This is a genomic window from Enterococcus sp. AZ015 (genome assembly GCF_050499225.1).
GTDB lineage: Bacteria > Bacillota > Bacilli > Lactobacillales > Enterococcaceae > Enterococcus_D > Enterococcus_D entomosocium.
Genome location: NZ_JBMHEX010000001.1, coordinates 1,980,503 through 1,993,748 on the forward strand (window position 1 = coordinate 1,980,503; position 13,246 = coordinate 1,993,748).

13 protein-coding genes are annotated in these 13,246 nt (G+C 42.7%); 2 read left to right on the forward strand and 11 right to left on the reverse strand.

Annotated features, from left to right (window positions below; genetic code table 11):
* Positions 1 to 223 precede the first annotated feature (223 nt).
* Together IGK85_RS09295 and IGK85_RS09300 are read right to left on the reverse strand one after the other, a co-directional pair.
* On the reverse strand, positions 224 to 1,981 hold the full coding sequence (locus IGK85_RS09295) for a glycoside hydrolase family 35 protein (RefSeq protein WP_008378257.1): 1,758 nt from the start codon (positions 1,979 to 1,981) through the stop codon (positions 224 to 226).
* The gene (locus IGK85_RS09300; protein ID WP_429968728.1) at positions 1,981 to 3,993 is read right to left on the reverse strand and encodes a beta-galactosidase; all 2,013 of its coding nucleotides are present in this window, start codon (positions 3,991 to 3,993) and stop codon (positions 1,981 to 1,983) included. The genes IGK85_RS09295 and IGK85_RS09300 overlap by 1 nt, the downstream gene beginning before the upstream one ends.
* A 121-nt stretch (positions 3,994 to 4,114) precedes the next feature.
* Here IGK85_RS09300 and IGK85_RS09305 point away from each other — a divergent pair, with 121 nt between their 5' ends.
* Positions 4,115 to 4,921, forward strand: a complete 807-nt coding sequence (locus IGK85_RS09305; RefSeq protein WP_008378261.1) for an AraC family transcriptional regulator — start codon at positions 4,115 to 4,117, stop codon at positions 4,919 to 4,921.
* On the opposite strand, the gene recO is transcribed toward IGK85_RS09305, so the two are convergent.
* From recO to IGK85_RS09350, 9 genes are all read right to left on the reverse strand, one after another.
* Positions 4,915 to 5,688, reverse strand: coding sequence for a DNA repair protein RecO (gene recO / locus IGK85_RS09310; protein ID WP_005235491.1), 774 nt, complete (start codon positions 5,686 to 5,688; stop codon positions 4,915 to 4,917). The genes IGK85_RS09305 and recO overlap by 7 nt on opposite strands.
* 93 nt (positions 5,689 to 5,781) lie before the next feature.
* Positions 5,782 to 6,681, reverse strand: coding sequence for a GTPase Era (gene era, locus IGK85_RS09315; RefSeq protein ID WP_008378264.1), 900 nt, complete (start codon positions 6,679 to 6,681; stop codon positions 5,782 to 5,784).
* 35 nt (positions 6,682 to 6,716) lie between these two features.
* Positions 6,717 to 7,106: a diacylglycerol kinase family protein gene (locus tag IGK85_RS09320; RefSeq protein WP_016612211.1), complete on the reverse strand. Its 390-nt coding sequence runs from the start codon at positions 7,104 to 7,106 to the stop codon at positions 6,717 to 6,719.
* Positions 7,090 to 7,566, reverse strand: coding sequence for an rRNA maturation RNase YbeY (gene ybeY, locus IGK85_RS09325; protein ID WP_008378268.1), 477 nt, complete (start codon positions 7,564 to 7,566; stop codon positions 7,090 to 7,092). The genes IGK85_RS09320 and ybeY overlap by 17 nt, the downstream gene beginning before the upstream one ends.
* Positions 7,566 to 9,767: an HD family phosphohydrolase gene (locus IGK85_RS09330; protein ID WP_008378271.1), complete on the reverse strand. Its 2,202-nt coding sequence runs from the start codon at positions 9,765 to 9,767 to the stop codon at positions 7,566 to 7,568. The genes ybeY and IGK85_RS09330 overlap by 1 nt, the downstream gene beginning before the upstream one ends.
* Before the next feature lie 21 nt (positions 9,768 to 9,788).
* Positions 9,789 to 10,748 carry a PhoH family protein gene (locus IGK85_RS09335; protein WP_016612213.1) on the reverse strand — a complete coding sequence of 320 codons (960 nt, stop codon included), beginning with the start codon at positions 10,746 to 10,748 and terminating at the stop codon, positions 9,789 to 9,791.
* A gap of 186 nt (positions 10,749 to 10,934) precedes the next feature.
* Positions 10,935 to 11,384: a GatB/YqeY domain-containing protein gene (locus IGK85_RS09340; protein ID WP_005235483.1), complete on the reverse strand. Its 450-nt coding sequence runs from the start codon at positions 11,382 to 11,384 to the stop codon at positions 10,935 to 10,937.
* A 33-nt stretch (positions 11,385 to 11,417) separates the two neighbouring features.
* Positions 11,418 to 11,594, reverse strand: coding sequence for a 30S ribosomal protein S21 (gene rpsU / locus IGK85_RS09345; RefSeq protein WP_002356740.1), 177 nt, complete (start codon positions 11,592 to 11,594; stop codon positions 11,418 to 11,420).
* 160 nt (positions 11,595 to 11,754) lie between these two features.
* Positions 11,755 to 12,186 carry a Fur family transcriptional regulator gene (locus IGK85_RS09350; protein WP_008378408.1) on the reverse strand — a complete coding sequence of 144 codons (432 nt, stop codon included), beginning with the start codon at positions 12,184 to 12,186 and terminating at the stop codon, positions 11,755 to 11,757.
* 95 nt (positions 12,187 to 12,281) lie between these two features.
* On the opposite strand from IGK85_RS09350, the gene IGK85_RS09355 reads away from it, so the two are divergent.
* The gene (locus IGK85_RS09355) at positions 12,282 to 13,169 is read left to right on the forward strand and encodes a pyruvate, water dikinase regulatory protein (protein ID WP_008378409.1); all 888 of its coding nucleotides are present in this window, start codon (positions 12,282 to 12,284) and stop codon (positions 13,167 to 13,169) included.
* Positions 13,170 to 13,246 lie beyond the last annotated feature (77 nt).

The following is a 13,246-nucleotide window of genomic DNA, read 5'->3' on the forward strand; positions in this document are numbered from 1 at the left end:
ATATAGGGACGATACATTCGCGGTTCCACCCTACTTCCGACAAGTCGGCAGCTTCATTGATCATGCTCACGGACGCCTGCGAAATAAGGTTCCAACTTGGCTTTCACTCTCCCAAGTTCGCTTCATGGAATGGTCTTCTTTCTTTCTTCCGGTCATAGCACGGATTCGATTACCCTTATGATAGTAGTTGAAGCTAGGGTTTGTCAATGATTAATTTGAACTTTTATCCTTCTGGACCTAAATCCGCCTGATCATGAAAGACGATCTCATCAGCGATTTTCCCATCACTTTCAAAAACAATGATCTCATTCATTCCAGTTTTTAAAAACGGCGCCGGGACGTACAAGCGCTGCTGCGGTCCTTTTTCCCAGAAACGGCCGATCATATGACCATTGACTTGGACAAACCCTTTGCCCCAGCCCGGCAATTCGATAAAGGTATCTGCACATTCATCAAAAACACATTCAAAGCGTGAGAAACTTGGTTGGCCTTTTTGCCATTTCCCTTGGAAATCAATGGCATGCAAATTATCCATCGGCAAGGGATAGATTTCCCAGTTGCTTTGGAATGCGCCATTAATGATCACACCGTCTTTAATGCCTTTGTGCTGATGGTTCATTTTAACGGAATAATTGACCCGCCCCATATTCTCCACCAAGATCCCCAACTCGTTTTCTGATTCTGATAGATCGAAACTGTAGGATTGACCGATTTCTCGATCGTAATCGATGCGCAAAAGTTCCTGGTTGATAAACGTATGGGCACGATCCATCGTATTGATCAGACGGTAGTCGGCAATCTTCCGTGCAGGCCCAATCAGTGAGCGATAGTAGATATAACCTGTCGCTTGATTGCAGGCTTCCATCGATAAAGGGTAATTCCTTATGATCGGTTGACTGATCGTGTCGATCGTCGAAAACAAGGAGACTCGTTCTTTCACTGAGAATGTTCCATAAGCTTTTCGCTCAAGTTTCATACTCAAGGGAAACTCAGGAATTTCCGCATAGTCAGCGATCACTTTTTTGAAGGCTTGGTATTTGGCAGTAGGTTCTCCCCATTCTGTCAACAAGGCATCATAATCATAGCTAGTGACATCCGGCGCTAAACGCTCGTAATAGTTTGACCCGTTCATAAAGCCAAAATTGGTCCCGCCATGGAACATATAAATATTGACAGAACCTTCTGCCAAGCAATCCTGAAGTTCCTTTACTGCATCAGCCGTTGATGTTGTATGATGATGGTCATCACCCCAAGCATCAAACCAGCCGATCCAAAATTCCATGACCATCAGTGGCCGTTTTTCTCCGTGAAATCTTCGAAGTTTTTCAAAGTTTTCCTTGATGTTGGAGCCGCAGTTGATCGTTGGCAATGCCAAGTCTTTGATACTGCCGTTTTCTAACATATCGTGCCAAGGTCCGTCAGAGGTCACTAACGGCGTTTCTACACCCTGTTGCCGCATCGCAGCCACCATTTTCCGCAAATACTCTTTATCATTGGCGTAGCTGCCGTATTCATTTTCTACTTGCATCATTAAAATCGGACCGCCTTGGGTGATCTGCAGATCCCGCACTTGTGGAAACAAATGGGCGAAATAACGAGTGATTTTTTCCATAAATGGTGGATAATCAAACCGAAGCTTCATCATAGGATCTTGCAATAGCCAATAAGGCAACCCACCAAATTCCCACTCCGCACAAATATAAGGTGCTGGTCGCAAAATCACATAAAGCCCTACTTCTTGTGCCGTTTGGATAAATCGCCGCAAATCAAGGATCCCCTCAAACTGATAGACACCTTCTTGTGCTTCATGGAGATTCCAAGGAACATAGGTTTCCACTGTATTACAGCCCATCAAGCGTAGCTTCTCTAAACGATCTTGCCAATATTCAGGAACGACACGAAAATAGTGGATCGCTCCAGAGATCACTTTAAACGGCTTGTTGTCTAAATAAAAGTCATCTTCAATAGCAAAAGTTCGCATCAGTTACGCTCCTCTTTGACGATATAGGTGGTGTACTGTGCCAGTTTCGTTTCTGAAGAAAGAACCTCACCCGTCAGGAGATCCGTTTCTCCGACGAAAATTTCTGGTAAAGGCTGTGCTTCTTCGTGGAAATTGATGATAACGAAGAATTTCGCCTCTGCATTTTCACGACAGGCAACTTCTAGTTTTGTTGCTTCCTCGATCACTGGGGTGATATCGTTTTCTTCGACAATCGTTTTGAAAAGCTGATCTTGCAGCTGATCTTCCAACTGTCCACCAAAGTAATAGACGGTGCCATCGCCAAACATATTTTTCGTCACTGCCGGCATTCCTGCATAGAAATTGCTTGTGTAATGCGCTAGCGCTTCGGCGGTTTCTAAATGGATCAAATCGCTGACTAAATTACTGGTTCCTGTCAGTTCTTCATTGACTAAGGAAACGCCGTTTGATTGTTCTGGGGCTAATGCATCGATTTCTTCCACCCAGATGCCAGCTAACTCCCGCAATGGCCCAGGATAGCCCCCTAAGTGAACGTTGTCAGATTGATCAACGATACCGCTCATATACGTGGTAAGTAAAGAACCACCTTGTTTGACGAAATCAGTGAGCCGCTCTTGCATTCCTTCTTTGATCATGTAGAGAACAGGTGCTGCGACTAATTTGTATTTTGATAAGTCAGCATCCACGGGAACCAAGTCGACGGCAATATTTTGTTCATGAAAATAACGATAGTAGCGATGGATCTGTTCTACATACTTCAGATCAACGGTCGGACCACTCGTATATTCTAATGCCCAATAATTGTCCCAATCGAAAATCACGGCAACCTGTGATTGAGTTTGCGTCCCAATAATGTCTGAAAGCTGCGCTAATTCAGCACCAAGAGCTGCCGTTTCTCGGAAAACTCGCGTGTCTTCATGACCGACATGTTCGATAACAGCTCCATGGAATTTCTCACAAGCACCGATGGAACGTCGCAATTGGAAATATTGGATCGTGTCCGCCCCATGAGCGATCGTTTGGTAGCTTTGCGCCCGCATTTGTCCCGGTTTTTTTAATGAGTTATAGGGTTGCCAGTTTTGTTGAGAGGGTGTTTGTTCCATCAGCATAAAGGGCTGTTGTTTCAAGCCGCGCATTAGATCATGTGTCATGGCTACTAAACTCCATGGCGTATTATACGCTGGATAATTATCCCACGAAATAAGGTCCATTTCCTTCGCCCACTTGAAATAATCCAGTCCTTTAAAGGTTCCCATCAAATTCGTTGTAATCGGTGTCGTGGGATCGATTTTCCGAATAGCGTCCCGCTCCATCATATAGTTTTTTAAAAGGCTATCCGAGTTGAAGCGTCGGTAGTCAATAGAAATTCCTGCAAATGCCGTCTTGTCATAGCCGATTCCTTCTGACAGCGCATTTGGCAGAACGATTTCATCCCATTCATATACAGTATGACCCCAAAATTCCATATTCCAGGCTTTATTCAGTGCTTCGATCGTTTGATATTTATCCTTTAGCCAAACACGAAACGCTTTTTCACAGTTGTCGCAATAACATTCGCCGCCGTATTCATTATTGATGTGCCAACAAGTCACTTGTGGATTTTCGCCGTAACGTTCGGCTAATTTCGTTGCCAGACGTTCTGCGTATTTTTGATAAACCAAACTATTGGGACAGGCATTATGCCGTTGCCCAAACTTATGATGGCGTCCATCATAATCGGTGCGAGCGACTTCCGGATACTTCTTAAACATCCAAGCTGGCAAAGCGGCTGTGGAAGTGGCTAAGACGATGTCGAAGCCCTCCGTACTTAATTTTTCGATGATTTGATCCAATTCCTCAAAATCATAACAATTTTCAGAGGGTTGGATCTTTGCCCATGAAAAAACATTGACGGTCGCGCTATTGATACTTGCTTTTTTAAAGATCCGAATGTCTTCTTCCCAAATCTCTTTCGGCCACTGATTTGGATTATAATCGCCGCCGAATAGAATTCGATCAAAAAATTTTGTCATATAAGTGAACGCTCCTTTAAAATAAAATGATTTCTACTCTCTTATTGTAAGGCTTTTCATTTTGTTGTAGTATAATACATGAAACACTATTTTATAACTTTTCGAAACATGGAGGTTGAACATGCCTATTTATTTTTATCAAACAAACCAGCAGTTGCCTTTGTCGCTTGAAAGTATCGGAAACGATTGGCCACAAGATGACGTTGTTCGTCTCGATGGCTACCCTTACTTTCATTGGCTGCAGACAGAACAAGGAGAAGGTCGCGTCACCTTTGGTCAAGAATCCTTTATTTTACGTCCCAGTGAAGGCATCTTGATTTTCCCTTTCACTCCTCATCGCTACTATCCCTTATCAGATTGGAAAACCTCCTTCGCTACCTTTCAAGGACCTTTGGCAGCTGAGATATTAAAACAATTTACAAGTCAACCTTATCTTTTAGTTGAAGAGTCTAAAACTTTTTCCTATATGACTTGGATCAAACAACGCATTAAAGAAGACCAAAAAATAAGCTGGGATCCGTTACGGGCTTCTAGTGAGTGTTATCGTTTTTTGCTGGCGATCATGCAAGAGCGCTCTGGGAATCCAACCGAAAAACACCCCTTGTTTCAACAATATCTGGTCCCTGTTATACAAGAAATCGAAACCAATTATGATCAGGCGATCACGATCAAAAAATTGGCTGGTTTAGTCTATGTTTCGCCTCAATATCTCTCTCGGTTGTTCCAGCGTTTTTTAGGACAATCCACCGCCCAATACTTATTAAACTATCGCATGACCCGTGCCAAAGAGCTTTTGGTGGCACAGCCGGATCTGCCCATTCAGCAAGCCGCTTTTGCTGTAGGGTTTCAGGATGCGAGTCACTTTACCGCATTATTCAAAAAAAGAGTCGGCTTAACTCCATTGAAGTTTCGCCAACTCTATCATTGATTTTTCGGTTTTAAGACGTCTTGCCATTGCCCCATCTGATCGATAAACTTCTTACTTTTTAAATGAATGCCCACATATTCATCATACAATAGATCGATCACTTGTCGAATCGCTGCTTTCGTTTCTGGCTTTAATTTGATCGAAGCAATCTGCTCGTAGGATATTTGCGAAAATAAGCGAATAAAATGGATCGCACGAGAATCCGCATGATAGCGACGTTCGTCCATCCCCCAGTGTTGTTCGCATAAAATACCGCTATACTTTGAGGAATAGTCAAACCGACCGTCGGTTTTTCCGCAGATGGCACAATGGGTCCAATTCGGAGTGATCCCGAAACGGTGCAAAATCTGGATCTCAAAGATATTGGTGATGATCTCTGCGTCGTTCCCTTGATCCATTAAGTGCAATGCCTCATGTAAAAATTGGTATAGATGTGGGTCATAGACCCGATCATCGATAGCAGAATCAGCCAAATTCAACAAGTAGGTCGCATAACCAGCAATAAAAATATCACTTTGGATCGTACGAAAAGGATGGATGTCTTTGGCATTGTTTAAAAAGGACAAGCCTTCCGTTTTGATGGTTCCCATGTAGGTGGCTTCAGTATAGGAGAGCAACGCTGGTGCCAAGGGGTTATTTTTCCGATGAGCACCCTTGACATAAAACATTTGCTTCCCGGCAGATTCCGTAAAGATTTTGACTAGCTTGTCTTTTTCTTTATGGTCCTTTGAAAAAAGCAAAATTCCTTTTGTTTCAACAAGATTCATCGTCGCACCTCATTTCTTGAAAAAAACTGATCCAGTTCGCTAACTGCATCAGTTTTTCCTCTTTAAAGCAGACCGTGATGGATCTGCCTTTCCTTAATACTCATCTTTACGATAGCCGTAATCCGTTAAGAAGGTTTGCTTGTCGCGCCAATCTTTTTGAACTTTCACCCATAATTCCAAGAAGACTTTGTCATCTAGTAAGTGTTCAATATCTAGACGGGCTTTCGTCCCGATCTGCTTCAGCATTTTACCGCCTTTACCGATGATAATGCCTTTTTGGCTGTCACGTTCGACAATGATCGTCGCTTGAATATGCACCTTATCATTATGATCTCGTTTCATGGAGTCAACGACGACCGCTACCGAGTGAGGCACTTCATCTCTGGTCAGCAGCAAGACTTTTTCCCGTACCAGCTCGGAAACGATAAAGTATTCCGGATGGTCAGTGATTTGATCTTCTGGGAAATACTGAGGACCTTCAGGCATTTCATCGACCAATAGTTTCATTAGCGTTTCGAAATTATTGCCTTCCGTTGCAGAAATCGGTACGATCTCGGCAAAGTCCATTTGTGAGGAGTAATCTTCAATGATTGCCAATAAAGCATCCGGATGGACTTTATCAATTTTATTGATCACTAGGAAAACCGGCGTCTGGCTTTGACGCAACCGTTCGATGATAAAATCATCACCCTTGCCGCGCTTTTGATCGGCACTGATCATAAATAGTGTCACGTCAACTTCACGAAGTGCGCTATAGGCGGTTTCCACCATAAAATCGCCTAGACGGTGTTTGGGTTTATGGATCCCTGGTGTATCGATAAAGATCAGCTGTGCGTCATCTGTCGTATAGACCCCTTGGATTTTATTACGAGTCGTTTGCGCCTTGTCACTCATGATAGCGATTTTTTGTCCTACAACTCGATTTAGTAGTGTGGATTTCCCAACATTTGGCCGTCCGACGATCGCAACGAAGCCTGATTTGTGTGTTGTCATTGTTGTTCCCCTTTATCTTGTGGTTTTAGTGCGTATCAGAAGAGCTGCAGTAATTTTGGCAAGAAGATGATCGCTGCGACCACTAATGCAAAAACTGCGGTCATCAGCACAGCACCAGCTGCCATATCTTTGATTTTTTTCCCGATTGGATGGAAATGAAAGTCCGTAAACATGTCAACGACATTCTCAAAGACTGTATTGATGATCTCCACGATCCAGACCAAGAAAACGGCTAACAGCAGCCAAAGCCATTCCATTTGATTCAAACGGAAAATAAAACCTGCAATGATCGCAACGATGCCTAACCCAACATGTTTACGCATATTACGTTCCTCTTTAAAGACGGTTTTTATACCGGTGAAAGCAAATTCGATTGACGAGATAAACTGTTTATTTTTCCCAATATTCTTATCTTTTGAGTCCATAGGCATCCAGTATTTCCTTTTGCAATCCAAACATTTCCTTTTCATCTTCTGGTGTCATATGATCATAGCCATTGATATGCAAGAAACCATGCAGCGCCAAGAAACCAAGTTCCCGATCATAGGTATGCCCATATTCAGCAGCTTGTTCCTTTGCCCGTTCTATGGAGATCATAATGTCTCCTAGATCACGAGGCATCTCTTCAAGGGCTTCGTCAAAAATAATCGGCATCTCCTCCGCCGTTTCTTCTTCGAAGGCAAAACTGATGACATCTGTCGGCATATCTTTGCCGCGATACTCCCGATTGATTTCTTGGATGGCTGCATTGTCCATAAACGTGACGGACATTTCCGTATCCTCTGGAAGGTCTAAATGTCCTGCAGCAAATTGCAGAAGTCCTTCGATCTCTTTGATCTTCGTTTCCCCCACTGAATTTGTCTCATCTAAAAAGGTAATCTCCATTAGCGCTCTCTTCTTTCTTGTTCTTCTTTCATTTTCTCTGCTTCCGATTTCATTTTTGGGTATTTGATCCGTGAATGGAAGGTACTGCATAGTCCGTTGACCAGTGATTTTTCAATCATCCGGATTTCTTTCAACGTTAGTCCCGTTTCATCTAATTGACCGTCTAAGATCCGATCATTGATGAGATTCGCAACAAATTCTTGAATTTTTTGATTGGTCGGATTTTCCATCGCTCGAACAGCTGCTTCACAACTGTCAGCGATACTCACGACACCCGCTTCTCGTGTCTGCGGTTTTGGCCCAGGATAACGGAAATCTTCTTCTGTCACCTCGGGATTACGCTCTTGAGCTTTTACATAGAAATAACGCATCAGAGTTGTGCCATGGTGTTGACGGCAAATATCGATCACCATCCGCGGCATTTTGGCTTCTTCGAGAATTTCCGCTCCGTCGATCACGTGACCGAAGATGATTTGTTTGCTGTCTTCCGGCAGCAAAAAATTATGCGGGTTTTCGGCACCAGCAGGTAAATTTTCTACGAAGAAATTGGCATGTTTGACTTTGCCAATATCATGGTAATAACAAGCCACGCGGGTCAGTAAGCTTTGCCCACCGATCTCGGCGACGGCATTGGCGCTAAGATTAGCAACCATCATACTGTGATGATAGGTCCCTGGTGCTTCTTCCAGCAACTGCTTCAATAACGGGTGGTTCGGGTTACTCAATTCATTCAACACGATCATACTTTCATCCGTTACCAATAATTCGATATATGGATGCAGCCCCATCGTCAGCAAATAGCTAAGAAGCGAGCCGGCCAATCCACAGACGAGTGTTGTCCACGTATTGCCGCGGGCCAAATCCATTCCTTGGAAAATGACCAACATGATGCTTAAGAGTAATGGGAAAACGATCACCCACATGACTGCGATTTTCCCTTGACTGGCGATACGTGCTCGTTTGATCATCGTCCCCATCAACCCAGAGAAGAGATAGGTCACTAAAACAGTCGTCAACAAGTTGGTCCCACTGGAATCAAAGTAAATGAAGAGTGCACTGACCACTTGGAAAATCGCGGCTAATATCCCTAAACGTCTGCTGGAGAAAATGCTTAGAATCAGCGGTGTAAAGGCTGCTGGGAAAAAGAGCGGAATAAAGGTCACTAATTCTGATTGGAACAGTTGGAAAAATTTCATGATCAAGATACTGAATGCCATCGCCAAAATATAAAAAGTGACGGCGTTCATTCGCTTTTCAACATCTTTTGTCTGTCTTGTATAATAAAACAGCATAAGCATTTGTAAGCAGGTCGCTAAAACTAAAGCGATTAATGGAAAAACTGAGAAGGTCTGATTGGTCATTCCTAAAAGCTGCAGCTTTTCCAATGCGTTGGCATCGATCTGTGATCCTTCACGAACAATGATCTCTCCTTGATAGATCATTACCGGTGGAACAGCATCCATGGCGGTTTGTCTCGCTTCTTCCGTCCGCTTTTCATTGGGAATATCATTGACGACGATTCCTTGATTGACAATGAAGCGTAAAACGGACGCCATATCCGAAGTAACATCTAGAAATTGGATCTTGTCTTCCGCCTCTGAGCGGAAAGTACTGAGTTCTGTTTGACGGATCTGTTTGGCCATTTGCTCGTCTACTAGCTGCAACGCATAGGTTCGTACCGTATTCAATTCATCGGTACTTAATGAAAACAATGTCGACAAAAAATTATTCGTCAATGACTGATAGAAATCAAGTTCATCATCACTCATTTTTTCAAACTCTTTTTTCAAGGCTGCGATGTATTCATCCGTACTCGGTTTAGGGATATTTTCATCCTCATCCGCCTCAGCAACTTCTTTTGCATGTGCCTCATCCGTTGATTTTTTGACTGAATCAACTAAGTCAAAAAGGTGGTCGATGCGATCGTGCTGTGTCTGCGCTAGAGTATCCTGATAGGTGTACTCTGGCGGAACCGCTTCTGCTGCCAATTTGCGTTTTTGTTCCGTTGCAGTAGTGTTTTCGATCGTTTTATTGGCACGAATGTTTTCTTCCGCCACCTGGCCTTCGCTATAATCGACATTATTCTGTTTGACACTGGTGTACATGATACCAATCGAAAAAAGAAAGAAGAGAAACATCAAAACTGGTAAATAAAACTTCCCGAGTCTTTCTCTAAGTTTCCGTAGTGGTTGAATGATCATAGTTCTCCTCCTGAAAGACGATCAGCGCTTGTCTTTAAGATCTGCTTCTTCATAAGCTCGAATGATATCGGCCACAACTGGGTGCCGCACCACATCTCCTGCTTCAAAATTAGCAAAAGCAATTTTAGGGATCTCCTGCAACGTTCGCTCCGCATGGATCAAACCGCTTAAAGTCCCTTTTGGCAAGTCGATCTGACTCGTATCGCCATTGACGATCATTTTGGAGTTGAATCCTAAACGCGTCAGAAACATTTTCATTTGAGCGATCGTCGTATTTTGCGCTTCATCTAAAATGACAAAGGCATCTTCTAGCGTACGTCCACGCATATATGCCAATGGTGCGATCTCAATGACGCCTCGTTCCATCAGACGGTTCGTATGATCCATCCCAAAAATTTGATACAACGCATCATAAACGGGGCGTAAGTAAGGATCGACTTTTTCTTTCAAATCGCCTGGCAGAAAGCCAAGGTTCTCTCCTGCTTCAACCGCGGGCCGTGTCAAAATAATCTTTTGCACTTGACCTTTCTTTAAAGCAGCGATCGCCATTACGACGGCCAGAAAGGTTTTTCCGGTTCCGGCTGGTCCGACCCCAAAGACCACATCATGTTTACGGACAGCTTCGATATATTTCTTTTGACCGGCATTTTTTGCCCGAATCGGTTTCCCATTACGGTCCTTGATGATTTCTTCTTCATACATATCTTTGAAATAATCAAGACTGCCTTTGTTTACCATGTTCAAAGCTGTGATCACATCAGGAGTACTGATATTGATGCCTCGTTTGATCAACTCTTGCAACGCTCGGATCACGGATTGTGCTTTTTCTGTAGCTTCCGCTTCGCCGACGATTTGGATCAGCTCCCCACGAGTGTGAATGACCGTCCCCGTCGAGTCTTCAATGATTTTAATGTTCTTATCGTGAGCACCTAAGAGTAAACGAACGTCATCGTTCTCACTAAGTGTTATCTCGATCGTCATAGTTTTGTCTGTCAAATATGTTACAGCTCCTTTTTTGGCGTTCTTATTAATAATAACATAAGATGGAAAAAAGAAAAATTACTTATAAAGTCCAAGGGTAGTTTCCTTTTTGTCCTTATGCTTTTTTTAAGTTTTTGAAATCAGAAAAAAAGCCGCGAGCATGTCATCCATACTCGCGGCGTGAGCTTACATTTGATCCAATAATTCTTTAACGATCGCATTGACTTGATTGCCGTCTGCTTTGCCTTTGACTTGCGGCATTACAGCACCCATCACTTTTCCAAATTCTTTGGAAGAAGAAGCACCAGTCTTTTCAATCGCTCCAGCAACGATTTGGCGGATTTCCGCTTCATCAAGTTGTGCTGGCAAATATTTTTCAACAACTGCAATTTCAACTTTGACTTTCTCAGCTAGATCATTTCGGTCAGCTTTCTCAAACTCATGTAAAGAGTCCCGACGTTGCTTCATCTCACGAGATAAAACGGTCAACTCTTCTTCTTCATTCAAGTCAGAACCTTTTTTGATCTGCTCATTTTGAATTGATGCTTTCAACATGCGGATCACCTGCAAGGTTTCCTTGTCTTTGGCTTTCATCGCTGTCTTCATGTCATCATTCAGTGTACTTAGTAGTGTCACACTACCAGCTCCAATTCTCAAAACAGTAGAAAATTAGAATTTTTTGCGTTTTCTAGCTGCTTCAGATTTTTTCTTACGCTTTACGCTAGGTTTTTCGTAAAATTCACGTTTACGAGATTCCTGTAAAGTACCCGCTTTTGACACGGAACGTTTGAAGCGACGAAGAGCATCGTCAAGTGATTCGTTTTTGCGAACGACTGTTTTTGACATGTAAATTCCCTCCCTCCGAGCTTAAAAAGTAACCGTAGTTGTTATTGAAATAAAATCCCAAAAAACACGACTGTCCTTTAAAAATTATAGCTAACCCCTGAAAAAGTGTCAAGGCATTCTGTTAAAAAAGTCTTCGATACTGTCAAGTTTGTTTGGGTTTTCATTGACATTCTTCACAACGACCCAAAATCTCGAAGCGATGACCCTCGATCAAACAACCGGGAAGCTGTTCTTGAAAGAAGTCCATTGGGCAAATATGCAGTTCTTTTGTTTTGCCACAAACCGTGCAAATAAAGTGATGGTGATGATGGTCTTCTAATTCTGCACAACAGTTATAGCGAAACTTCATCTCACCGTTCAGTTCTGTTTCTTCTAAAATACCGATCTCAGAAAAATCGTGCAAATTCCGGTAGATCGTATCATAACTCAAGCCAGGGTACTTTTCCGACATGTATTCGTGAATTTCTTTTGCCGGTAAATAGCGATTGCGTTTCACTAAATAGGTAATGATCGCTTCTCTTTTTTTCGTATTTTTAAAGCCATTTTCTTTCAACGTTGTCATGGCATGCTCTATGAGCGTTTGATTTTTCATCGTAGACCCTCCTGATAAATCAAAATCATTCCGATTCTATCAATCTTAAGTATGGTATAATGAAATCAATAAAAAAGCAAGAGAGGATTTTTCTTATGAAGCCAAATGAACCAGAACAACTAGACTTGCAAGAAAAATTGCAAACCAGTGCTGCAGTGACGATGTTCGTTTTGTCGGACTCTGCCGGTGAAACAGCATCGAAGCTTGCCCAAGCGACAATGGCACAGTACCCCAGCGTCGAATTTAACCTTTTTAGACGCACGTTTATCCACACGAAAGAGCACTTGATCAAAGCATTATCAGATGCTAAGAAACACAATGCCATTATTCTTCACACTTTGATCAAAGAAGAACTCGTGGATTTGACGAATCATTTTTGTGAAGAAGCGGATCTCTATCATTTCGACGTATTAACACCGCCTGTCAGTGAAGTGGCACGCCGCACTGGAGTAGCACCTTCGCGAGAGCCAGGGGCTTTGCACCACCTGAACGAAAATTATTTCAAACGCATCAAAGCCATGGAATTTGCGGTCATGTACGATGACGGAAAAGACCCTCGTGGCTTCTTGGAAGCAGATGTCGTGTTACTAGGGGTTTCTCGAACCTCAAAAACACCGTTGAGTCTATTTTTAGCGAACAAAAACTTAAAAGTCGCTAATTTGCCTTTGGTTCCACAAGCCCACATCCCGAAACAGCTCTGGGAAATCGATCCGAAAAAAATCGTCGGGTTAACAAATGATCCGAATGTGTTAAACAGTATCCGCAAAGAACGGATGCGTTCTTATGGCCTGAACCCTGACTCTGCATATTCCGATATTGAAAAAATCAAAGCAGAGCTGACGTTTGCTAATGATCTTTATGAGAAATTAGGTTGTGTCGTGATCAATGTCGCTTCCCTTTCCATCGAAGAAACCGCCTCAATGATTTTAAATGCATTAAACTTAGAAGACCATAGCTATTACACTTCAGAGACAAAAGACTGACAACGATAAAGCAATAAAAAAAGATGAACAGACTGCCGTCTGCTCATCTTTTTTAGGATATCTATCATTTCAAAGTG